This window comes from Paraburkholderia sartisoli (genome assembly GCF_900107685.1).
Lineage (GTDB): Bacteria > Pseudomonadota > Gammaproteobacteria > Burkholderiales > Burkholderiaceae > Paraburkholderia > Paraburkholderia sartisoli.
Map to the genome: position 1 here is coordinate 1,251,782 of NZ_FNRQ01000001.1, position 21,586 is coordinate 1,273,367.

22 protein-coding genes are annotated in these 21,586 nt (G+C 63.1%); 12 read left to right on the plus strand and 10 right to left on the minus strand.

Features of this window, described 5'->3' with window-relative positions:
• Positions 1-36 precede the first annotated feature (36 nt).
• Entirely contained in the window at positions 37-1,059 is a 1,023-nt protein-coding gene (gene benC, locus BLV45_RS05705; RefSeq protein ID WP_090530109.1) for a benzoate 1,2-dioxygenase electron transfer component BenC, read from the plus strand.
• Positions 1,056-1,832: a benzoate diol dehydrogenase BenD gene (gene benD / locus BLV45_RS05710; protein WP_090530112.1), complete on the plus strand. Its 777-nt coding sequence runs from the start codon at positions 1,056-1,058 to the stop codon at positions 1,830-1,832. The genes benC and benD overlap by 4 nt, the downstream gene beginning before the upstream one ends.
• Before the next feature lie 131 nt (positions 1,833-1,963).
• Here the strand turns inward: benD and BLV45_RS05715 are convergent, their stop codons facing one another.
• The 4 genes from BLV45_RS05715 to BLV45_RS05730 all read right to left on the minus strand — a co-directional run bounded on the left by BLV45_RS05715 (position 1,964) and on the right by BLV45_RS05730 (position 5,715).
• On the minus strand, positions 1,964-2,407 hold the full coding sequence (locus BLV45_RS05715; RefSeq protein ID WP_090530115.1) for a helix-turn-helix domain-containing protein: 444 nt from the start codon (positions 2,405-2,407) through the stop codon (positions 1,964-1,966).
• A gap of 9 nt (positions 2,408-2,416) precedes the next feature.
• Positions 2,417-2,731 (minus strand): DUF4258 domain-containing protein, encoded by a 315-nt coding sequence (locus BLV45_RS05720; protein ID WP_245753122.1) that lies wholly within the window; start codon positions 2,729-2,731, stop codon positions 2,417-2,419.
• Positions 2,732-2,890: 159 nt separating this feature from the next.
• Positions 2,891-4,465: a tannase/feruloyl esterase family alpha/beta hydrolase gene (locus tag BLV45_RS05725; protein WP_407670975.1), complete on the minus strand. Its 1,575-nt coding sequence runs from the start codon at positions 4,463-4,465 to the stop codon at positions 2,891-2,893.
• Between the two features lie 143 nt (positions 4,466-4,608).
• Positions 4,609-5,715, minus strand: a complete 1,107-nt coding sequence (locus BLV45_RS05730) for an OpgC domain-containing protein (RefSeq protein ID WP_090530121.1) — start codon at positions 5,713-5,715, stop codon at positions 4,609-4,611.
• A gap of 273 nt (positions 5,716-5,988) precedes the next feature.
• Between BLV45_RS05730 and BLV45_RS05735 the strand changes: the two genes are divergently transcribed.
• The 9 genes from BLV45_RS05735 (at position 5,989) to BLV45_RS05775 (ending at position 13,653) form a co-directional block, all read left to right on the plus strand.
• The gene (locus tag BLV45_RS05735; RefSeq protein ID WP_090530124.1) at positions 5,989-6,297 is read left to right on the plus strand and encodes a high-potential iron-sulfur protein; all 309 of its coding nucleotides are present in this window, start codon (positions 5,989-5,991) and stop codon (positions 6,295-6,297) included.
• A gap of 130 nt (positions 6,298-6,427) precedes the next feature.
• On the plus strand, positions 6,428-7,546 hold the full coding sequence (locus BLV45_RS05740; RefSeq protein WP_090530127.1) for a 3-deoxy-7-phosphoheptulonate synthase: 1,119 nt from the start codon (positions 6,428-6,430) through the stop codon (positions 7,544-7,546).
• A gap of 167 nt (positions 7,547-7,713) precedes the next feature.
• Entirely contained in the window at positions 7,714-7,902 is a 189-nt protein-coding gene (locus BLV45_RS05745) for a hypothetical protein (RefSeq protein ID WP_090530130.1), read from the plus strand.
• Positions 7,903-8,017: 115 nt separating this feature from the next.
• Complete coding sequence (locus tag BLV45_RS05750) at positions 8,018-9,439, plus strand: FAD-containing oxidoreductase (protein WP_090530133.1); 1,422 nt, start codon at positions 8,018-8,020, stop codon at positions 9,437-9,439.
• A gap of 27 nt (positions 9,440-9,466) precedes the next feature.
• Positions 9,467-9,829 carry a cupin domain-containing protein gene (locus BLV45_RS05755; protein WP_090530135.1) on the plus strand — a complete coding sequence of 121 codons (363 nt, stop codon included), beginning with the start codon at positions 9,467-9,469 and terminating at the stop codon, positions 9,827-9,829.
• Between the two features lie 74 nt (positions 9,830-9,903).
• Positions 9,904-10,737, plus strand: coding sequence for a shikimate dehydrogenase family protein (locus BLV45_RS05760; protein ID WP_090530137.1), 834 nt, complete (start codon positions 9,904-9,906; stop codon positions 10,735-10,737).
• Positions 10,738-11,000: 263 nt separating this feature from the next.
• The gene (locus tag BLV45_RS05765) at positions 11,001-12,437 is read left to right on the plus strand and encodes a sensor histidine kinase (RefSeq protein WP_090531189.1); all 1,437 of its coding nucleotides are present in this window, start codon (positions 11,001-11,003) and stop codon (positions 12,435-12,437) included.
• On the plus strand, positions 12,434-13,147 hold the full coding sequence (locus BLV45_RS05770) for a response regulator transcription factor (protein WP_090530140.1): 714 nt from the start codon (positions 12,434-12,436) through the stop codon (positions 13,145-13,147). The genes BLV45_RS05765 and BLV45_RS05770 overlap by 4 nt, the downstream gene beginning before the upstream one ends.
• A gap of 185 nt (positions 13,148-13,332) precedes the next feature.
• The gene (locus BLV45_RS05775; RefSeq protein ID WP_090530143.1) at positions 13,333-13,653 is read left to right on the plus strand and encodes a DUF4148 domain-containing protein; all 321 of its coding nucleotides are present in this window, start codon (positions 13,333-13,335) and stop codon (positions 13,651-13,653) included.
• 132 nt (positions 13,654-13,785) lie between these two features.
• On the opposite strand, the gene BLV45_RS05780 is transcribed toward BLV45_RS05775, so the two are convergent.
• The 6 genes from BLV45_RS05780 to BLV45_RS05805 all read right to left on the minus strand — a co-directional run bounded on the left by BLV45_RS05780 (position 13,786) and on the right by BLV45_RS05805 (position 19,852).
• Positions 13,786-14,577, minus strand: a complete 792-nt coding sequence (locus BLV45_RS05780; RefSeq protein ID WP_090530145.1) for a DUF2182 domain-containing protein — start codon at positions 14,575-14,577, stop codon at positions 13,786-13,788.
• A complete protein-coding gene (locus BLV45_RS05785; protein ID WP_090530147.1) occupies positions 14,574-15,218 on the minus strand; it encodes a DUF1326 domain-containing protein in 645 nt (214 codons plus the stop codon). Before BLV45_RS05785 ends, BLV45_RS05780 begins: the two co-directional genes overlap by 4 nt.
• A gap of 414 nt (positions 15,219-15,632) precedes the next feature.
• Complete coding sequence (locus BLV45_RS05790; protein WP_176954070.1) at positions 15,633-15,896, minus strand: DUF4148 domain-containing protein; 264 nt, start codon at positions 15,894-15,896, stop codon at positions 15,633-15,635.
• 288 nt (positions 15,897-16,184) lie between these two features.
• On the minus strand, positions 16,185-17,369 hold the full coding sequence (pstS, locus tag BLV45_RS05795; protein WP_090531192.1) for a phosphate ABC transporter substrate-binding protein PstS: 1,185 nt from the start codon (positions 17,367-17,369) through the stop codon (positions 16,185-16,187).
• A gap of 166 nt (positions 17,370-17,535) precedes the next feature.
• On the minus strand, positions 17,536-18,201 hold the full coding sequence (locus BLV45_RS05800) for a response regulator (protein WP_090530152.1): 666 nt from the start codon (positions 18,199-18,201) through the stop codon (positions 17,536-17,538).
• A complete protein-coding gene (locus BLV45_RS05805) occupies positions 18,182-19,852 on the minus strand; it encodes an MASE1 domain-containing protein (protein WP_090530155.1) in 1,671 nt (556 codons plus the stop codon). Before BLV45_RS05805 ends, BLV45_RS05800 begins: the two co-directional genes overlap by 20 nt.
• Positions 19,853-20,644: 792 nt before the next feature.
• Between BLV45_RS05805 and BLV45_RS05810 the strand changes: the two genes are divergently transcribed.
• Complete coding sequence (locus BLV45_RS05810) at positions 20,645-21,343, plus strand: hypothetical protein (protein WP_090530158.1); 699 nt, start codon at positions 20,645-20,647, stop codon at positions 21,341-21,343.
• Positions 21,344-21,586: the final 243 nt, after the last annotated feature.

Here is a 21,586-nt window from a genome sequence, read left to right on the forward strand (position 1 = left end):
CGGGTCTGGGTGGAAACGGGAAGTACAGGAGGCAAGATGTCCAGCTACAACGTTGCACTGAATTTCGAAGACGGCGTGACCCGCTTTGTCACGTGCAAGACGGGCGAGAAGGTGCTCGATGCCGCCTTTCGCGCAAGGATCAACCTGCCGATGGATTGCTCCGATGGCGTGTGCGGCACCTGCAAGTGCCGCGCCGAGAGCGGAAGCTACGACCTGGGCGACGATTACATCGACGATGCGCTGACTGAGGACGAGAAGGAAAGCGGTCTCGTGCTCACCTGCCAGATGGTGCCGGAAAGCGATTGCGTGATTGCGGTGCCGGCCTCTTCAACGGCATGCAAGACCGAACAGAGCCGGTTCACCGCGACCGTATCGAAGGTCGAACCGCGCAACGATGCGGCCGTCGTGCTCGAACTCGATGTGGACGCAACGGCACCGGTGTTTTTGCCCGGTCAGTACGTGAACATCGATGTTCCGGGTAGCGGCCAGTATCGTTCGTATTCGTTCTCATCGGCACCGGGGCAATCAACAATCAGTTTTCTGATCAAGCGGATTCCCGGTGGCGTGATGAGCACATGGCTTGAGTCCGCGCAGCCTGGCAACAAGGTGGAGTTGACCGGGCCGCTCGGGAGCTTCTATCTGCGCGCCGTGGAGCGCCCGTTGCTGTTCCTCGCGGGCGGCACGGGTCTCGCACCGTTCCTGTCGATGCTGGAAGTGCTGGCGCGCGCCAATTCGCAGCAAAGGGCCCACCTCATTTATGGCGTAACGCGAGAGCTCGACCTGGTTCAGGTCGACGCAATCGAGGCATACGCGGCGAAGCTGCCCAATTTCACGTGCAGCACGGTTGTGGCGGACACGGATTCGACGCACCCCCGCAAAGGCTGGGTGACGCAGCACATGCCGGCCGAAGCGTTGAATGACGGTGACGTCGACGTTTATCTCTGCGGTCCGCCGCCGATGGTTGATGCGGTGCGCAAGTACTTCGACGACAACGGCGTGAAGCCGAACGGCTTCCACTACGAGAAATTCACGCCCAACGCAGCAGTGAGGACGGCATGAACACGCAACGATTTGCCGGCAAGGTCATGGTCGTCACGGGCGCTGCACAGGGCATTGGCCGGGCCGTGGCGCTGCGTGCCGCCGCCGAAGGAGGCAAGGTGCTGTTCGTTGATCGCGCCGACTTCGTCGCGGAAGTTGCCGCGGAAGCCGGCGACGCGGACACGGCAGCGTTTGTGGCGGACCTCGAGACGTACGAAGGCGCGGCAGCGGCGCTGGCATTTGCCGTGCGCAGGTTTGGCGGCATCGACATCCTGGTCAACGGCGTGGGTGGCGCGATTCGCATGCGTCCGTTCGCCGAGTTCGAACCCGCGCAGATCGACGCGGAAATCCGTCGTTCGCTCATGCCGACGTTGTACGCCTGCCATGCAGTTCTGCCGCACCTGCTTGAGCGCGGCGGCGGCACGATTGTCAACGTATCCTCGAATGCCACACGGGGTATCCGTCGCGTGCCCTACTCGGCGGCCAAGGGCGGGGTCAACGCGATCACGCAATCACTGGCGATGGAATACGCGGAGCACAACATCCGTGTGGTCGCCACCGCGCCGGGCGGAACCGACGCGCCTCCGCGACGCATCCCTCGCAACACCGCCGGCGACAGCGAGCAGGAAAAAGTCTGGATGAGCGATGCGGTGAAGCAGGTGACCGATTCGACCTTTTTCAAGCGCTACGGAAGCATTGACGAACAGGTCGCGCCGATTCTGTTCCTCGCTTCAGACGAGGCAGGCTATATCACGGGCACCGTGCTGCCTGTGGCCGGTGGTGACACAGGCTGATTTGCACATGCCCGGCTCGACTGGCTTGCAAGCGGGAGTGTGGATTTTTCTGCCCGTTCTGGAACAGGAGTAGCGCTTCGTCGATATGACCGACTTGTGCGCCAGGACAGCACCGACGGTGAACAGGCCGATCAGGCTGCCACCAGTTGCGCCGGGACCCAGCCGCGTTCGGTGTCATGGAAAACCATCTTTTCGCCTTCTCGCCGGTCAAGATCGGCAGTGTGTTCAATCATCTCCTTGAGTTTCACATTGCCGTCGATGGTTTCGAGGTAGATCGCGCGAAGCATGCGGTCCGCGGTTTTCGGGATCTTGCCGCGCTTTTCCCAAAGCGCGACTGTCTGCTCCGTGGTGCCAATCAGGTCGGCCAGACGGTGCTGTGACAGGTCGAGCTCCTTGCGCAGGAACCTGAATTCGGTGCCGGTGAGACGACCTTTCTGTGCGAGCGAGCGGCCGATCACCTTGTGCAGGCCGTCGACGTCCTGAATCGCCGTCGCCGTGCCGTGCGCTGTCTTGCGTTTGGTAACGCCGTTTTCGAGCCACACGTTACGCAGCCCGCTTTCCGTGTAGTGGTACATGGATGTGCCTCAAAAAACAGTGATGACGACGGCCCAATCGCCGTCCTCCGTGCGCTCGATGGACGCGGCTACGCGCACCTCGTCGCCAGCGTTGCGACGCGTGAGCGTGCATTGCCAGTTGCCTTGCAAATTCGTGTGCGACGGTTCCGACACCCGTCCGTTGCGCAGGCAGTCCAATACCTGCGCCAGCGTGATTCTTCGCTCACGCATCCGTTTCTTCGCGTGCGGCGTGATGAACACGCGGCCCGAATCCTTTGCAGTGTCGCTGATCAGGCGGCGCAGGTTGGAATCGTTTAGACGAAACGGAATGGGTTCGGGCGGCATACCTATAATTATTAGGGGTATGCGACGGAAAAGCAAGCGGAACTGCTGGATGTGGAGGGGCTTCTTCGGCCACACCTGCTCAGGCGGCCAGGCGTTTCGAGTCCCGCCGTGGCCAGCCCCGATCCAGCGGCAATCCATGCCGGGCACGCCTCACATCATTCAAGACCCCACGCAGACAAAGCTGCTCGCCAGATTCACATTCCCCTTGCCGCCATAGCGCGGAAACATCGGATACCGGCACAGCGGCCGCGAACGTCCGTTAGTCGCCGCGGCGATGTCGGTCGCGGTCAGCGTCTCCGGGGCGACGTCGTGCGTCACCCAGTTGTCGAGCGCGCCGAGCAGATCCGTCGATGGAATGAACGCGCCGCTGCCGTGCTGGAAGCCCGGCACCATGTAAAGCCGCATGAACGAATCGACCGTGCCGGAGCCAAAGCGGTCCACGAGCGCGTCGTGATACGCGATCGTCTGGTTCGGGCTGATGACTTCGTCAGCGAGCCCCTGCAATGTGATCAGCTTGCCGCCGCGTGCGATATAGCGGCTCAGGTCGGGGTTCATCGCACCGATCGTCCGCGAGAGCGCCACGACCTGCCGCTGATATCGGCCTGGATGCAGCACGTCGAACTTCAGCGAATCGAAGGCCGGGTCGCGCGCGATGAAGTACCGGGCGTAGCCGTCGCCCTGTGAAAACAGATACCCGTTTGCGACGATCGTGGGGGGCGTGCCGTGGGCGTCGTCGTGCGCAAGACCGAGCATGCCGGTGAAGAGCGTGCCCTGAAACACGTTGTAGCCGCGATAGCGGTGTACGTTCCATGCGAGCGGCCAGGGCAGCGACAGCCCGTCGCGCAGCACGTCGAGTGTCGCGAGCTGGGCGCCCGACAGGCAACTGTCGTTCGCGATGCCGGCTTTGCCTGGCGGACACCGCAACGAATCGATCACGTCCGCCTCGTGCTTCCGACATGCGCCGACGTCGCTCACGATGCCGTCCGCCGCGCCGTCGAGCCGGTCGCACACTTCAAGCGTGCGCTGGTAGACGCGTTCGAGCAGCGGCGGCGGCACGAAACCGCCTGGCGTCGCGTACTCGGTCTGGCCGACTTTCACGCCGAGCAGACGCACGCCGGAAAAATTCAGCGCGGGCGAGTTGGCGATCACGCCGTCGTAGTCGTCGGGGAAGCGCTGCATGACGGTGTAGCCTTCGCGTCCACCCGTCGAGCCGCCGGCGAAGTACGTGTGCTCGGGCGGCCGGCCGTAGGCGTGCTCGATCAGCGCGAGCGCGACGTCGTGTGTCTTCTTCAGATGCGCGTAGCCGAAGTTCACCACGGCTTCATCGTCGAGGCCGAACACCGCGAGGGCCGAATTGCCGACGTGACCGGAATCGTCGCCGAACGTCGCGTAGCCCTGCGCGAGCGGCGCGCGGTTCGGCCAGAACGGCATCACACCCGTGCCGCTCACCACGACGCCGTTATAGCCTCCGCCGCCCACCTGCAACGCACGGCCGTTCCAGCGGCGCGGCAGGTTCACGTCGAAGCGGATGCCGGGCGTGCCGGGCTTCAGTGGCTTGATGCTGCCCGTGATCCGGCAGTAGTCGCCGTTCTGGTTGTTGCGGGCGGTCGCGGCGATCATCTCCGCGGTGTCGATCCGCGCGCCGCCAGTGGGCAGGCCGATGATCCCTGGCGGCAGCGTGAATCCGGCGAACTGCGTGCATTGCGTCGCGAGCGTCGGCCCGGTTGCCGCCACCGCCGCGCCCGCACTGACAACGTCCGCGGCCAGCAGCAACACGGGCCAAACGCGCACATGCAACGGCACCCGCAACGCCACGAGCACGGACACGCACAAAGAGACAAAGGCGCGCGGGGCGCCGGACGAACCGGCCCGCGCGCTCATCCGCAGCCGGCGCTATTGACGGCCGTGCGCGCCTGCAGGCCTTTCCACTCGCTCCAGCCGCGCGCGATCGCGAGCACCGCCGTGATCGCGACGAGATCGCCGGTGAGCGCCGCCACGGTGTGCGCGAAGCCGGGCAGGCCGCGCGGCGTCGCGGTGTCGACGATGAGCGAGACCAGCGTGCCCGTGACGAAACACACGAGCCCGGTGCGCCCGACGGTCACCACGGCGGGCAGCCGCCGTGCAAGGCGCGCGATGCTGCCGGTATGCACGAAACGCGCGGCAAGCCACGCGATGACCAGAAAATTGATCACACGATCCATCGAGAGGTTCTGTTTAAGATGACCCGGCAACGCCTGCGTCAGGATGAAAAGCCTGACCACGGCGAACGCGAGCACGGCGGCGACGGCAATCCGCGTCAGCCAGCGCGCGGTATCCGACGTATGAAAGCGCTCGCCGACTGGCCGCAGGCGACACAGGATACCGAGTACGAACATCAGTTGCCATGCAAACGGATTGAAAGCCCAATTGCCGACGTCGTCAATGCTGAAAAGCGAGGCTAGCGGGCGCGCGAGCGCCCAGATAGCGAGGCTCACCGTCATCGCGAGCAGCCCCGAGCGGCGCGCGAGCGGCACCGCGAACGGCACCCACAGCGCGAAGATCACATACATCGGCAACACGCTCGACAGATACGGCTGATGCCTGAGCACCGCGATATCGAACGCCGCGCGCAGCGGTGCGCTGGAAAACGGCAGCCAGCCGGACAGCTCGACCATCGGCTGGTTCAGATGAAAGAGCGCGAGCGCGGCGCCCGAGACGAGCGTCAGCAGCGCGGTGAGCAGATACGCACGATAGATTTCCCAGCTGCGCCTGAAAAAGCGCTTCTGGGCGGCGCCCGGACCACGACGGTCGTGTACGGCCATATAAGCCGCCGCCGATGCATAGCCGCCGAGAAACACGAACACTTCCGCCGAATCGCACAGCGCGTATGCGTGCAGCATCAGATGCGACAGCACGCTGCCGGGAATATGGTCCAGCACGATGACGATCAGCACGATCCCGCGGAAAAAATCCACTTCGATCGAGCGGCCTTGATGCGAGTTCATGGATATTCCCGCGTACGATGTGAGTCTGTCGACCAGAGTTCGCGCAAAGCTCTTACTCTGGTCCCATGCAAGTTATCGCGGTCGACCAGAGCACGTTATTGAAGTCGACAGACACACAAGTGGATCGTTCCGCGTAAACGCGAAGGGTGTCAATCGAATTCGCGTGAGACCAGCGCGTTGCGAGGCAACTGAAATAACGCTGTCGGCGCACGGTAATCCAGGTCGCGAAACACAGCGGCTTTCAACAAGACTCCCCACCATCCGGATCCGGTCATGCAAACATCGCGTCGCAGCTTTCTTATTCTCAGCGCCGGCATGGTGTCGTCGCTGGCGTTGTCCCGCGCGGCCCTCGCCGACGGGCCGAAACTCAGCGAAGACGACCCCGCCGCGCAGAAACTCGGCTACCGGCTCGATGCCTCGAAGGTCGACCGCGCGAAATTCCCGAACTGGGCCGCCAACCAGACGTGCAGCAACTGCTCGCTTTATCAGGGCGGCGCGAGCGACCCGTACGGCGGTTGCGCGCTCTTTGGCGCGAAACAGGTCGCGGCGCACGGCTGGTGCGCGTCCTGGACGAACGCGTAGGCGGTGTTCTCCGGTACACGCCGATAGACGCCGATAGACGCCGGTACACGCCGGTCGCGAGCGCACGCGGCGGATGCGATAATCGCGGTTTGCCGTTTGCCCTGTCGCAACCCGCCTTACGGAGATTATCTTGAGCCGCCTGGACAACCCTTTGCACGATCAGGAAGCCGGCCGTGCCGACTCGACGCAGGACACCACCCGCATCGACGACACCCGCATCGGCGCCGTTCGCCCCCTTATTTCTCCGGCGCTGCTGCAGGACGAACTGCCGGTTCCGCCGGACGTCCAGCGGCTCGTCGAAGAGAGCCGCTCGGCGATCGCGGACATCCTGCACGGCCGCGACGACCGCCTCGTGGTCGTCGTCGGCCCGTGTTCGATCCACGATCATCAGCAGGCGATGGATTACGCGCATCGTCTGAAGGAAGCCGCCGGCGCGTTAAAAGACGATCTGCTGGTCGTCATGCGCGTCTACTTCGAAAAGCCGCGCACGACGGTCGGCTGGAAGGGCTACATCAACGATCCGCAACTCGACGGCAGCTTCCGCATCAACGAGGGGCTGCGCCGCGCGCGTGAACTGCTGCTCGACATCAGCAGCCTCGGCCTGCCCACCGCGACGGAGTTCCTCGACCTGCTGAGCCCGCAATACATCGCCGACCTGATCGCGTGGGGCGCGATCGGCGCGCGCACGACGGAAAGCCAGAGCCATCGCCAGCTGGCGTCGGGCCTGAGCTGCCCGATCGGCTTCAAGAACGGCACCGACGGCGGCGTTCAGGTCGCCGCGGACGCGATCGTCGCGGCCCGCGCGAGCCACGCGTTCATGGGCATGACGAAGATGGGCATGGCGGCGATCTTCGAAACGCGCGGCAACGACGACGCGCACGTGATCCTGCGCGGCGGCAAGAAGGGCCCGAACTACGATAGCGCGGGCGTCGAGGCGAGCTGCTCGGCGCTGCGCGAACTGGGGCTGCGCGAGCAGGTGATGGTCGACTGCTCGCACGCCAATTCCGGCAAGTCGCACCTGCGGCAGATGGACGTCGCGGAAGATCTGGCCGGACAGCTTTCGGCAGGCGATCGCCGCATCGTCGGCGTGATGATCGAAAGCCACCTCGAGGAAGGGCGCCAGGACCTGAAACCCGGCGTGCCGCTGCGTTACGGCGTGTCGATCACGGACGCATGCCTTTCGTGGGCGCAGACCGCGCCCGTGCTCGACAGGCTCGCAGCCGCCGTTCGGGCACGCCGCGCGGGCTGAACCGATACCCGCCGGGGCCCGCGCCGCGGAGCGGGCCGATTGTTCGGATCCACCGACAAGTGACTTCGCGTTCCACGCATTTATCCGTGGACATGTCCCTCCTACAATTGCTTCCATCGACACATTGGATGCAGTGCCCCACGGTACACACGGGCGAAGGAGTAGACATGCGAGACCTGATCGAACGCCAGCTTTATCACCCGGCCGTGGTGCTGGCGATGGTGTCGCTCATGCAGCTCATGGTGTCGCACGATTTCAGCCTGAGCCAGGTGGGGTTTGTCGTCGCGACGCGCGGCGCGAAGGCCGCGCTCGACCGCTCGCGCGAGTTCATCTGCCACGTTCACTGCGAAGGCTGAACGTCCGCTGAACCTCGCCCGGACGCTGCCCCCCACGCTAAAGGCCCGCGAAACCGCACGGCGGAAAAGTCGCGTGTAAGATGGCACGACCCTTACCGGCTTCCGGAGGTCTGCCATGCCCCAGCATTTCGACGCCATCGTGATCGGCACTGGACAGGGCGGCTCGCCGCTGGCGGTCCGGCTTGGCGAAAGCGGCCGCAAAACCGCTGTCATCGAACGCGCGGCGTTTGGCGGCACATGCGTGAACGTGGGCTGCACGCCGACCAAGGCGTACGTGGCCTGCGCGCGCGCCGCGCACGTGGCGCGCCACGCGGTCGCGTACGGCGTCCAGATCACGGGTGACATCACGGTCGATCTCGCGCGCGTGAAGGCGCGCAAGGACGAGATCATCGGGCAGTCCAGAGGCGGCGTCGAAAAGTGGCTGCACGGCGCGACCAACGTGAGCGTCTTTAATGGCCACGCGCGCTTCACGGGTCCGCACACGATGCACGTCGAAGGACGCGACGGCCAGCCCGGCCAGCACCTCGAAGCCGACCAGATCTTCATCAACACCGGCACGCGCCCGGTCGTGCCGGCGCTGCCCGGCATCGACGACATCCGCTATTTCACGAACTCGACGCTGCTTGAACTGACGACGTTGCCCGAGCATCTGGTGATCGTCGGCGCGAGTTATATCGCGCTGGAATTCGCGCAGGTGTTCCGGCGCTTCGGCAGCCGTGTGACGGTGATCGTGCGCGGCGATCGCGTGCTGAGCCGCGAGGACGCGGATTTCGCGAGAGCCGTGCAGGACGTGTTCGTGCGCGAAGGCATCGAATTCCGCTTTCACGCGGAACCCACGCGACTCGAAGCACCCGGCCGCCAGAACAGCGAAGGCAGCGCGGCGCGCATTCACTTTTCCGGCGACACGCCCGTGCTCGACGCTTCGCATCTGCTCTTTGCAACCGGACGTCGCCCGAATACCGACGATCTCGGTCTCGAGGCCGCGGGCATCGTGGTCGACAGACACGGCATGATTCCCGTCGATGGCGAACTGCGGACCTCGGTGCCTGGCGTGTGGGCCATCGGCGACGTCAACGGACGCGGCGCATTCACGCACACGTCGTATAACGACTTCCAGGTCGTCGCGGCGAATGTGATCGATGCCGCGCGAACGGGCGAACGACGCAGCGTCGACGGCCGCACGATGGCGTATGCGGTGTTTGTCGATCCGCCGCTTGCGCGCGTGGGGATGTCGGAAGCCGACGTGCGCAGGTCGGGCCGCAAGGCGCTGATCGCGACGATGCCGATGTCGCGCGTCGGGCGTGCGCGCGAAAAAGGCGAGACCGCGGGTTTCATGAAGGTGCTCGTCGATGCCGACACGAAGCAGATTCTGGGCGCGACGATTCTCGGTGTGGATGGCGACGAGGCGATTCATACGTTCATCGACACCATTGCAGCCGGCGCACCGTACACCACGCTGATGCGCGCGATGCACATTCACCCCACCATCAGCGAACTCGTTCCAACACTGTTCGAAGGTCTCGAACCGATGGCTTGAGTGGTGGCCCATCAACAGGCACACGCGATGAAACCCGAGACCGGAAATCTGTTCGACGTGTCGGGCCTCACGGCGCCCACGGGTCCCGACGAGCGGTTCGACACGCTGGTCGATCGCACGGGGTTGCGTATCGAGCGGATCGTCTCGACAGGGCAGGCAAGCCCGGCGGGCTTCTGGTACGACAGCCCCAACGAAGAGTGGGTGCTTCTCATCGCGGGCGCCGCCGCGCTCGAATTCGAAACACCCGCTGAATCCGGAGACATCGCGCGGCCACACATGATGCAACCTGGCGATTACGTGCGGATTCCCGCGCATTGCCGGCATCGCGTGGCGTGGACGCATGCGGACGAACCGACGTTCTGGCTCGCGGTGCATTACGAACACACCTGAACCGTCTGATCGCCCGGCGATGTGCGGCCTGTTAGCATTGAGGTCCAGCAAGAAAATCTTCAAGGAGCACAGCGATGATCAGCGGAAAAACGACGCTTGTTGCACACCTCGGCTACCCGACGGAGGCGTTCAAGGCGCCATTGATCTATAACCCGTGGTTCGAGAAAAACGGCATCGATGCCGTCGTGGTGCCGATGGGCGTGAAGCCCGAAGACTACGTCGCGTTTCTTCCGTTGCTGTTTCGCATGTCCAATATCCGCGGCGCGCTCGTCACGATGCCGCACAAGGTCACGACGGTGGGCATCGTCGACGAGGTAACGCCGACCGCCGCCATCGCGGGCGCCTGCAACGCAATCCTGAAGCGCGAGGACGGCACGCTGCTCGGCGACCAGTTCGACGGCGCGGGCTTCGTGCGCGGCGTCGAGCGCAAGGGGCGCGTGCTCAAGGGCGCGCGCGTGCTGGTGCTCGGCAGCGGCGGCGTGGGCTCGGCGATCGCTGCTTCGCTCGCCGGCGCGGGCGTCGCGGAGATGGCGCTGTTCGACACGGCCGAGGCATCGGTCGAGGCGCTTGCGGACCGCCTGCGCAAACACTATCCGCAACTCGTCGTGACCACGGGTTCCAAGGATCCGGCGGGCTTCGACCTGATCGTCAACGCGACGCCGCTTGGCATGAAAGACGGCGATCCGATGCCGTTCGACATCGACCGCATCGCACCCACCACGTTCGTTGGCGAGGTGGTGATGAAGTCCGAATACACGCCGCTGCTGCGCGCGGCGAAGGACAAGGGGTGCCCCGTGCAGGTCGGCACCGACATGCTGTTCGAAATGATCCCGGCCTATCTCGAGTTCTTTGGATTTGGCACCGCCACGGCCGAGGCGTTGCGCGCGGTTTCGCAGATCAGGCAGTAAGGATGGGGCGAGGCGGGCAAATTGCCGCCGCAGGGGCGGCTTCGCCCTCAGGACAAACCCGGACTCCGGGTGAAATATGAAAGTGTGAAAGCATTGAGAAGGGTTTGCGTGGCTAGACTTCCCGGGAAAAGCGTCTGAAAGACGCAAATCCGCCCACGGGACAGATCGGAGACAACGCAATGAACCACGCCTTCGGCCACGCCGGGCGGATTTTCGGCGCAGCCATGGCTGCGTCCGCCGCGCGGCTGCGCCCCGGCGCGCGCATGACAGACAGGGCGCCACGCCGCGCCGTGTTTCCGGGCAGCCTGCGCGGCCGCCTGTTGTGGTGGCTGCTGCTGCCGCTGGCGGCGTTCGTGTCGATATCGGGCGTGATCTCGTTTCGCAACGCGATGGCCACAGCCGATCTCGTGCAGGACAACGCGCTTGCGTCGTCGATGCGGATCATCGGCGAGGACATCGACTGGAACGACGGCTCGGTCTCGGTGCAGATTCCCCCCGCCGCGCTGGAGCTCTTCGAATCGCCGGAGCGCGACAGCGTGTATTACCGCGTCGAGGCCCGCGAGCACCAGCTGCTTGCGGGCGGCACCAAACTGCCGTTGCCGCGTGGCGTGGGTCCCGTGCCCGTGCTGTATTCCACGCGTCTCGACGACGGCCGCGTCGTGCGCGCCGCGGCCTACGTGCGCCAGATGTACGACTCGGGGCGCACGGAAGGTGTCGTCGTTGCCGTCGCGAAGACGGAGGCCTCGCGCGACGCGATGGTCTGGCAATTGTTGCGTCCGCAGCTTTTCGGCGAGGTGCTGACGTTGCTGCTGGCGATGGTCTTCGTCTATCTCGGGCTCACGTTCGAACTGCGGCCGTTGATGAAGGTGAAGGACGATGTCGCCGACCGCAATCCGTCGCAACTGCAACCGCTGCGCGTGGCGAGGCTTCACGTCGAACTGCGTCCGATCGTCGACGCGATCAACCAGTGTATTGCGCGCATGAGCCAGCAGGCCGCGATGCAGCGGCAGTTCATCTCCGACGCCGCGCATCAGCTGCGCACGCCGCTCACGCTGCTCGACGCGCAGATCCAGTTCGCGCGGCAACGGGAAAGCCGCGACGCGCGGCTAGGCGAAGCGCTTGCCGGCATGCACAAGAGTAGCCGCAGGATGACGACGCTGACCGACAAGCTGCTGCTGCTCGCGCAGGCGGAATCGGCGGCGCCGTCCCACACGGAGGAGTGCGTCGACCTGGTCGCGCTGATCGCGAGCGTGCTCGAATCACTGATCGCGTTCGCGCAGGCGCGCGAGATCGACCTGGGCGCGGAACTCGACGACAGCCTGTACGTCACCGGTGACGAAGCGTTGACCACGGCGCTCGTCACCAATCTGGTGGACAACGCGCTGCGTTATACGCAGACGGGCGGGCGCGTGACCGTGCAGGCGCGCGGCTCGCACGACTGCGTGACGCTGCGCGTGATCGACAACGGTCCGGGTATCAGGGCGGATGCGAAGGCGCGCGTCTTCGAGCGCTTCTATCGCGCGTCGAGCCACGCCGACGGCACAGGTCTCGGCCTGCCGATCGTGCGCGAGATCGCGCAGCGGCAGGGCGGTACCGTCACGCTTGAACCCGGCGAGAAGGGCATCGGTCTTGTGGCGACCGTCGAGATGCGTCCATGGCAGGCCGCGCCATGCGCGGATACAACGAAGGAAAAAACATGAAACTGCTGCTTGTCGAAGACGACGCCGATCTCGCGCGCTGGGTGATCAACCTGATGCAGGTCGAGAACTTCGCGCTGGACTGGGCAGAGGACGGCGAACGCGCCGAAACGCTGCTCGGTTTGCAGCACTACGACGCGGTGCTGCTCGATCTGCGATTGCCCGGCATCGGTGGCAAGGACGTGCTTGCGCGTCTGCGTCGCAAGCGCGACAGCGTGCCCGTGCTGATGCTGACGGCCAACGGCTCGACCGACGACAAGGTCGCGTGTTTTTCGGCGGGCGCGGACGACTACGTCGTCAAGCCGTTCGACGCACGCGAGCTGGTCGCGCGCATCAAGGCGCTGATACGACGGCAGGCGGCCGGTGACAAGGGGCAGTTTCTCGACTGTGGCGATCTGCACTACCTGTTCGACACGCGCGAGTTCATGCTGCACGGTGAGCCGTTGCCGTTACGCCGCCGCGAGCACGCGATTCTCGAAACGCTGATTCTCAAGCAGGGCAAGACGGTTGCGAAGGCGCTGCTCATGGACAGCGTCTTCAACCTCGACGACGAGCCGAGCGCCGATGCGATCGATATCTATATTCACCGCCTGCGCAAGCACCTTGCGCATTCGAGCGCGAGAATCATGACCTTGCGTGGTCTCGGCTACATCCTTCGCGAGGAAGAGCCGCGTGAAGTCTTTGCCGGTGGCGCCGTCACGATGTCCAGTTAATGTTTTCACCGGGGTTTGGGGTCAGGCTGTAAGCGCTTTTTCAGGGTCACAACTTCCAGTCAACCCTCGTGTTCTGAAAGGCGCCGTGTTACCAGGACAGCTAAGGGTTATTTAAGGATGTGCTCCCTATCCTGTCACATGTATCGTCCGGATTCTCCGGGCGGTCGTGTTCAAGGAGAACCCGCATGAAAGCCCTTATTTCATCGTTTGTCGTTGCCGGCGCGCTGGTTGTTCCCGCCGTTTCGTTCGCTCAGGACAGTTACAACTATCCGGTGACGCGGGACACCGTTCGCGCACAGATCGCGCAGGCAGAGCAGTCGGGCAAGTTACATCAATCGAAAGCCCACTACCCGCAGTACAACCGGTCCGCATATGCAGTCGCGTCTAACGCGGCACCGGCGGGGAATGTCGATTACGGTCCCGCAACGCATGGTTCAACACAGTCGGGTCAGCCAGCCGGCGCGTCGCATTCCATCGCCGGGCGTCCGTTGTATTCGGCTCATTGAGCGCTTCGCCTGATGTGAAAGCGAGGGCGCCGGACGGCGCCCTTTAATGAGGCCCTGTGTTACAGGACGCGCCTCTATTAACAGTCGGGCAGTTCGGTCATTTGAATGACCGTGTGAGAAGAGAAAAGCCGATCACACCAGCAGGGTGACGCCTGCCCACGCGATCAGCACGACGCCCAGCAGGCGGCCGGCACGCTCACCGCCATGCAGGATTTTTTCGACGAAAACGACTAGCGACAACGCGGCGATCCAGACGAGATTCATGATGCCGCCGACAAACAGCAACGCCATCAACAGCCAGCAGCAGCCCGCGCAGTACATGCCATGACGCATCCCGAGCAGGAAGCTGCCCGCGACACCTGGACGCCAGTGCGCGGTAAGGAAATTCACGGGTGAACGGCACTGCGTCAGGCAGGCGTGCTTGAGCGGCGAGAACTGATAGACGCCCGCCGCGGCCAGAACGATCGCGGAAAGGGGCGCGCTCTTCGACCACAACATCATTTCCGAAATGAGGCCGGTCGGTTGCAGCACCTTCTGCAGCGATGCCGCGCAGATCGAGAATGCCAGCCATGTGGTCAGGTAACCGGCCAGAAGAAACAACGACGGGCGGGCCAATCTGGCCTCGATCGCGTCGTGGTGCCGCAATACGCGTCGATACAGCAGGACCAGCGGCGCCGCGCTGGGCGTCATCATCGCGATCATCATCACCCACCACATGAGGATCACGGTCGGCAGCGACGGATCCATTCCCCCGCCGGCGTCTGCCAGTCGATGCGGGAACAGCGCGACGGCCGTCATCTCGAGTGCGGACATGCCGGTTCCGGCGCCCGTCCACACGTAGGCCCACGACAACGCGACGACGGCGACGATGCCGAGCGCGGTGATGACGCGCTCACGTCCGAGGATATTTTCGACGCTGCTCATGCGGCGGCGCGATGCCGGATCGGTCCTTTGTTATTCAGGTGCAGTCGCGCGAACTGCGCGTAAGTCCCCTTAAGATCCAGTGCGATGTTTCCTTGCGAACGGCTGGTACCGGAGCCGATTTCGGCAAGCTCGTATTCGAAGCCATACGGCAAGTCGATTCGGGCGCGATGTTCGTTGCCCGTCACCGGATTGCGGATCGGTTCGCCGACGGCGTCGAATACGCCCTCGACATGAATCCGGCCGCGTCTGGCATCGACATCGACATCGAAGTCGATCTTCGTAAAGATCGGATCGAATGCCTGCTCGAGTGTCGATGCGAATACGGCGAACATCGTGGCGAACGGCTCGGTGTCTTGCCCCGTCATGATTTTCAGAATCGCTTCGCGCTGCTCCGGGCTGGCCCGTTCGTCGACGATCGGCTGGCATTTGCCCTTGCCTTCGTGGATCGGTCCCGGCCACTGAAACACGACCGCGATGTTGAGGTCGTCGAGTCGCACGTCGCCGTAGTAACCGTTGCTGATCGAGATGGCGCCCATCGCTTCGCAGAAGCCGTTGTTCGGCAGTGCGTTGAACTGGCACGGGCAACCGTATGAGCAATTGCAGTTGATCAGTTCGGTGCCTTGGATTTCCCAGGGAGTCATGGTCGTTCTCCTTGCGCTCCGCGACGAATAGCGTGCTTCGAATCTAGTGTATGGCAGGGGAAAGGGAAGTCAAAGTCTGGGTTGACTGGACGCGATTGCGTAGGTGAGGAACGCGGGGCTCATCCACAGAAGCGGCGCGGAGACTCAGGGAGGCTGGTAAAAGAATCATCCCTGTAATCGCGCCGGGAATCGGCAGATTCCCGGCGCATGCTATTAATTCGCCAAGGCACTGGCAGGCGAGAAGCACAGTGAACGTCTTGATCATCGGATAACCTCCGATCCGGACGCGCACGGGTTGAGCCACCAGCGAAGCACGACAAAGTGGGTGAAAGCCGTCGTGTCAGAACCCGTTCACCCGTTGGCAATAGTCATCATCGCGGTGAGCAATCAGGGACGGGCATCCCGTGCATCTGCTCACTGCCCGCCGTAGAGCGCGTTCAAGCGATCCAGCGTGCCGTCCTTCTGGGCGCGCTGCAATTCCTGAATGACCTCCGCGCGAGTCTTGCCACGGAGGGCACCGCTCCCGCTGTCGCCCACGGACGTACCGCCGACGGCGTCCGACGTCATGGCTGCGTTGCTGTCGGAGGCCGAGCTGGATGTGTCAGTGGTGTCGCCGGCATAGGCGAGCGTGGTGCATAACGTCAATGCGGCAATAGGGATCAAAGTCAGCGTGTTCATCGTATTCTCCTGCATGGTGCATGACATGCCCGACGACAATCGAATCACGCATTGCGCCGGGATTTCGTGCCACCTCGAAAGGCATCAAAGGTTCTTGCGAGGACGCGGCACGCTCTTGCAATACCAGAGCAGAATGTCCTTTATTCTCGAGTTGTCTCTTTTTTCATCTCCTGCAACTTGCTGCCCTGGTGTTTATGGATGTTCTGCTGGTCGTTCTCGCCGGAACGAGTGTGGAATTGTTTGTCTGATCCGGAAAGCAGAACGCTGGTGTAACTGACGCAAGCCAACTCAAGGCTCCGTCCCGATGGGCAAGTCAAATCTCCCACGGTCCATCATGCCTGTCCGGCTCTTCGGCGAGCCGGCGGCGGCGACTCCGATGACTTGCCCGTTGGTCAGGTTCTGGGCCCAATACGCTTCTATCTTCCCGACCAGGTCCGGCGGCGGGGTGCCGTAATTTTCAGCGACTGCCTCTCCCCGGCCCTCGATGAGAGCCCACTGGAAGAACGCTAGCGCAGCGTTCGCGTCAGCCTTGTCCCTGGCGTCGGCTTTCACCAGGATGAATACGACGCCAGGAATCGGCCAGGCCCGGTCTCCCGGCGGATTGGTGACGAGCTGGTAGAAATCATTCGCACGGCCCCAGGCCACTGTTTCCACCGCAGCCTTGAAACTCGCGGCCGATGGCTCGACAAACGCGCCTGTTTTATTCTGAACTGTCGCATAGGCGAGGGGCGCGGGGCCCGCGTAGGCCAGTTCAACATAGCCGATCGCGCCCGGGATCCGCTTGACATAGGTGGCGACGATCTGGCTGCCTGAGGCGTTGAGCCCCACGGGCCATTTGACCGTCAGGCCGCTGCCTACCTGCTCGCGCCATTGCGCACTCACGGCGCACAGGTAGCTCGTCCAGTTGAAGGTCGACCCGGACCGATCACCGCGATGCACCACGACGATTTTCAGATCAGGGAGCGCGAGCCCGGGATTGACTGCCTTGATGGCCGGGTCGTTCCATTCGGTGATCTTGCCCAGGTAGATGTTCGCCAGCAGCGCACCCGTCAAGCGAAGCTGCCCCGGCGCAACGCCATCGAGGTGAACCACCGGCACGAGGCCGCCCGCCGCCACTGGAAACTGGATGAGTCCGAATGTGCGCAATTCGTCTGGTTTCAGCGGCATGTCCGAGGCACTAAAACTCACCGTGGCCGCTTTCAGCTGATCAATGCCGTTTCCGGAGCCCGTGGGATGAAAATTCACCTGCTGGCCGGTTTTGTCGTAATAGGAGGCGGCCCACTTCTGCACCAGGGGATCGAAGAAGCTCGAGCCAGCGCCCGTGATACTTCCCGCGGCCTGCGCTGCCAGCGCATGACTCGCGACGAGGCATGCAACCGCGACACGACGAAACACCGGCCGCAGGTCGCGGGTCGCTCCAGCAATGAGTGCGGAGATGGGAGCGCCAACAGTTCGCTGGAATCTGGCGTTCATGGAGGCGACCCTCACCGGGATTTTGGGCTACGTCTGCCCACCCCGCTCAAGGATTGCGGTAGCCGACAGGTACCTCTGCACTGTATGCGCTGACCACACGCACATTAATAAGGCAACCTTCCTAAACGAGGCTAGGGGATTGCCTTATTCGGTAACCGGGCTCCGCCTATTGGCTCTCGATCCATTGAATTGCGAAGCGCATCAGCTCCTTGCCGTTACGGATATTCAGCTTTTCTTTGATGTTGGCGCGGTGTGCCTCGATGGTCTTGATGCTCCGATTCAGCTTCCCGGCGATTTCGCGGGTACTGAAGCCGAGTCCGATCAGATGCAGGACCTCGAATTCCCGTTCCGAAAGGCTCGCAATTGGGCCTGCCGGCATTTTTCTGGGGCCGGCAAGGGACCGCGCCAGCGTTTCATGCATGGCGGCGCTCAAATAAATATTGCCTGCCAGCACTTCGCGGATGGCGCTCACGACATGCTCCGTGGCCTCGAGTTTCATCAGATAGCCGTTTGCCCCGGCCCGTAGTGCGCGTTCGGCAAACAGGCTTTCGTCATGCATGCTGAGGACGAGGATGGCCAGATCTGGATAGCGGTGGCGGAGGGTCTTGACAAGATCCACGCCGGAGTCCGATTGCAGACTTATGTCCACAATGGCCATGTCGGGCTGGCAGGCCATCGCCGCCAGGGCTTTTTCGGCGCTGCCGGCTACACAACAGACGTGCAGATCCCCTTGCAGATTCAGCAAGTGCGTCATCCCTTCCCGGATGATGGGGTGGTCATCCACGATCAGAATTTGAGTTGCACGGCGAGAGCTAGGCGATTTCCCGTGCATGGCCCGGACCCTCCGGTAGCGGATAGCTGATGGCGACCGTGGTGCCGCCCAAGGCATTGCGGGCCACCGTGCAAGAGCCGCCCAGAAGGCTTGCCCGGTGACGCAGGTTGTGAAGTCCCAGTCCTGACGCTCGCGTCATTTGTTCCGGGCCGACGCCCAGCCCGTCGTCACTGATTGAAAGCGTCTGCAAACCGCCTGTGCGCTCCAGGTCGATCCAGATGTGACGGCCTTCGCTATATTTCAGCGCGTTGTTGACGGCTTCCTGTGCGGCACGGTACAGATTGATCTGCGTCGGCGGATCCATCAAGTCCACATCTGGCCCGATCCGGAGCACGCAGTCTATGCCATTCAGCGTGCGAGCCGTCTCCGTCAGCGCATGCAGTGCAGTCGCAAGACCACCATATTCCATGGCGACCGGATCCAGGCCATGGGCAATCCTGCGGGTCATCAAGGACGCCTGCTTCACCAGTCCGACAATGGTAGCGGCATCGGCGGCAGCCGGGTGGCCCTGCATCTGCAGTTTCTGATTCAAGGCGGCGCTATACAGACCCAGGCTGGTCAGGTGTTGCCCCAGTCCGTCATGCAGTTCCCGTCCGAAGAATCTCTGCTGCTGATCTCCAATCTGGATCAGTTCTCCTTCCAGCACACGGCGTCGCGCCATCTCCTCCTTTAGTTCGTTGTTTGTTTTCTCCAGGTCTTCGGTTCGCTCCTGGACGCGCCGTTCCAGTTCGATGTGGGATGCCTGCAGCAGGCTATGGACGCGTCGTTCCTGAGCACGTACCGCCACCAGCAGCAGTCCGGTTACCGCCACGACGTTCGCGAAGGTACACCACCTCACGAGGCTGTCCACCGGAGATCGGGCGGCGAAGGGGCCCGTGCCGTGGGTGGTACCCCAGATGGCCACGACCGAGACCATCAAGGTCGCGGTGCTGGTGCCCAGGTGATCGAAGCGCAGAGCCGCCCAGATAATGAACGGAAAGATCGCCAGCGCTGCAGGATAGTAGCCGTGACCGGCAAGTTGCGGGGCGCCGAAGATGAGGTAGCTCACCCAGAATGTCGCAATGGCCAGTCCGCACGCCTCTACGGCCTGCTCCGTGGAGCGGACAGGGTTCGAATACGTGAGGAAGCTGAACAGGGGCGGGGCCACGACCAGGACCCCCATCATGTCACCAAGCCACCATTTCAGAAAGGCTGCGCCGTACCCGGTGACCGGCACCAGGCCTCCTCCGAATAAAGCGGTCGTGCCAATTAGCGCACTCACTGCCGTGCTGAGCGTCGCAGCCAGGACGATGAGGGCTAACACGTCCTTGATGCGGTCGAGGGTGATCTGGAATCGGGCTACACGGATCAACAATATGGCTGCCGTCGAGGCTGCAACTGTAGCGCCGGCGCTGATCGCCGCAGCCACTGGCAACGGCACGCCCACCGACACGTTGGCGAGGAAGGAGCCCATGACGATTCCGGGGGCAACTTCGAAGCCCAGAGCGAGCAGCGCAACAAGGGCGATGCCGCTGGAAGGCCACACCAGAGACACTGCGCCGCCCACTACCGCATAAGCAAGTCCTGCTTTTGCGCCTGTGTAGTACACCAATGCCACAAGCCCGGTGTACAGGAAGCGCCTAAACCCGGAATTGTCCCGAATGATGACCATGGTTCGCTTCAAACCCTCTACGCGAGCGATGCCTCATGCGTCGTGGCACAGCCAGCAAGCAGCAATCCTGAGGAATCTTTCAATATGGCGAATTTGATGCCGGGACGGCGCAGGTCACACACTTCATATCAAGACGATCAGAACGACTATGAACCTGCGTCAGAATTTTTCTGCGCGCCATCGCACATGCGAAGGATCATCATGGCAGTACAAGGTAAGTTTGTTCAGGCAGGTGTCGTTCTGCCTTACCAGGACTTCGAGATCGAGAGACGGTGATTTCCGGTCAAGGGGCCATGCCCGGATTCGAGGCGGCGCCGGATAATCGGGAAGAATCGCCAGAGAGCCGCTCCGGGCGACGATGTGCCGACCGGCGCAACGGGTCCGATGACCGGCAGACGCCGGGAACGGCCATAGCCGCGGCGCCAGGACGAATGATGCTTGTGGGTCGGACTGAGCCAGTCACCATCCGCATGGGTTCGGCCAGTTTCGGTCGTACGTCCGTGTGTACTCGAAGACATTTGACCGTCGCTTACTGCTCGAACACCGGTCGCTCGCGTAGCTCTTCTGCGTCGGATAGTGTTCGCAGTCGTTAGATGAATTAGAACAGCCAGAACAGCCGGCCTGCGCGAATGCTCGCGTCTGCAGCGCGGATGGCCGGCTCGGCAATTCTCTAGATATCGCTCGCTCATTCCTGCTGGTCAGGTCCGCCATTGCCGTCATTTGTCCGATGAAAGCCGAGATCGGTCGTTTATCATGGGTGGCTCACGTCGTTCTCAGGAGCCGTCAGTAAGTATGATGAACACCCGAAAGATTTTGATGATTATTGGAGGGCTTCTGCTCGGAGCAGTAGGGATCACGTACTTGATGCTCCTTCAGGCAGACCGCCGCTCGATGGCAGAAATCACGGCGGCCATGGATGAGTCCGCACGCCGACCCGTCGTCGATTCGCACGTCGGTGATCACGTGACGGAAGGCAGCATCGGCCAATCGAAGCCGTCCGGCGCAATCACGAAAAGCACTGCGATCGCGCCGGAGCCGGTGGTTCCCGCTCCGGCTGCTGCTCTAGCAGTAGCACCTGCACCCATGACGGCCGCGCCCGCATCCAGTCTGGCCGCCGCACAAGTCACCGAGTTACCGAAACCGGAAGCACAACCGAAGCAGGCGCTGTCGACGGCAGTCGCGTCGGTGAACGTGCAGAAGTCGGGTGCGCTGAAGGTGGTTCCGGCGCAGCGCGCCTTGCGTGGACGAGACGGCCTGGACCGCCGCGCGACTCCGGCTCGCGGCGCGACACCGGAAACGGACGAACTGGTCAGGGAATCGGCGAAGCTTGATCCATCGTTGCCTCCGCCGGATATGTCGGCGACTCGTGCCGCCATGGATCAACGTAGCTCCAAGCCAGGTACAGGCTCGAATCCGGTCGCAGCCGCGATGACGGATCAGCTCGTCAGGGAATCGGCGAAGCTCGATCCTTCGCTGTCGCCGCCCAGGTAACCGACTTCTCCGGCAGCACGTGCAGCTGCATGAACTTTCCCAGCACTTGAGCACCACGCTCCAGCTCCTGGCGAAAGGCGCCCGAAGCAAGCGAATCGGCTGTCGTCGTTTACGATTGAGCAATGTGGAATGACCGCTATTAGGGAAGTGGTTCGCCTGATCAGGGTCGCGTGCTGAAGATCGCTGTCAGGCAGTGACCGGCCAGAAGCGGCCATTCGTTCGCGTGAACCGGTAGAAGCTCCA

Excerpts from the sequence above, each read along its gene's own strand:
- benC (WP_090530109.1), top strand. The coding sequence starts at position 37 with ATGTCCAGCTACAACGTTGCACTGAATTTCGAAGACGGCGTGACCCGC.
- benD (WP_090530112.1), top strand. The coding sequence starts at position 1,056 with ATGAACACGCAACGATTTGCCGGCAAGGTCATGGTCGTCACGGGCGCT.
- BLV45_RS05715 (WP_090530115.1), bottom strand. The coding sequence starts at position 2,407 with ATGTACCACTACACGGAAAGCGGGCTGCGTAACGTGTGGCTCGAAAAC.
- BLV45_RS05720 (WP_245753122.1), bottom strand. The coding sequence starts at position 2,731 with ATGCCGCCCGAACCCATTCCGTTTCGTCTAAACGATTCCAACCTGCGC.
- BLV45_RS05730 (WP_090530121.1), bottom strand. The coding sequence starts at position 5,715 with ATGAACTCGCATCAAGGCCGCTCGATCGAAGTGGATTTTTTCCGCGGG.
- BLV45_RS05735 (WP_090530124.1), top strand. The coding sequence starts at position 5,989 with ATGCAAACATCGCGTCGCAGCTTTCTTATTCTCAGCGCCGGCATGGTG.
- BLV45_RS05745 (WP_090530130.1), top strand. The coding sequence starts at position 7,714 with ATGCGAGACCTGATCGAACGCCAGCTTTATCACCCGGCCGTGGTGCTG.
- BLV45_RS05750 (WP_090530133.1), top strand. The coding sequence starts at position 8,018 with ATGCCCCAGCATTTCGACGCCATCGTGATCGGCACTGGACAGGGCGGC.
- BLV45_RS05755 (WP_090530135.1), top strand. The coding sequence starts at position 9,467 with ATGAAACCCGAGACCGGAAATCTGTTCGACGTGTCGGGCCTCACGGCG.
- BLV45_RS05760 (WP_090530137.1), top strand. The coding sequence starts at position 9,904 with ATGATCAGCGGAAAAACGACGCTTGTTGCACACCTCGGCTACCCGACG.
- BLV45_RS05765 (WP_090531189.1), top strand. The coding sequence starts at position 11,001 with ATGACAGACAGGGCGCCACGCCGCGCCGTGTTTCCGGGCAGCCTGCGC.
- BLV45_RS05770 (WP_090530140.1), top strand. The coding sequence starts at position 12,434 with ATGAAACTGCTGCTTGTCGAAGACGACGCCGATCTCGCGCGCTGGGTG.
- BLV45_RS05775 (WP_090530143.1), top strand. The coding sequence starts at position 13,333 with ATGAAAGCCCTTATTTCATCGTTTGTCGTTGCCGGCGCGCTGGTTGTT.
- BLV45_RS05780 (WP_090530145.1), bottom strand. The coding sequence starts at position 14,577 with ATGAGCAGCGTCGAAAATATCCTCGGACGTGAGCGCGTCATCACCGCG.
- BLV45_RS05785 (WP_090530147.1), bottom strand. The coding sequence starts at position 15,218 with ATGACTCCCTGGGAAATCCAAGGCACCGAACTGATCAACTGCAATTGC.
- BLV45_RS05790 (WP_176954070.1), bottom strand. The coding sequence starts at position 15,896 with ATGAACACGCTGACTTTGATCCCTATTGCCGCATTGACGTTATGCACC.
- pstS (WP_090531192.1), bottom strand. The coding sequence starts at position 17,369 with ATGAACGCCAGATTCCAGCGAACTGTTGGCGCTCCCATCTCCGCACTC.
- BLV45_RS05800 (WP_090530152.1), bottom strand. The coding sequence starts at position 18,201 with ATGCACGGGAAATCGCCTAGCTCTCGCCGTGCAACTCAAATTCTGATC.
- BLV45_RS05805 (WP_090530155.1), bottom strand. The coding sequence starts at position 19,852 with ATGGTCATCATTCGGGACAATTCCGGGTTTAGGCGCTTCCTGTACACC.
- BLV45_RS05810 (WP_090530158.1), top strand. The coding sequence starts at position 20,645 with ATGATGAACACCCGAAAGATTTTGATGATTATTGGAGGGCTTCTGCTC.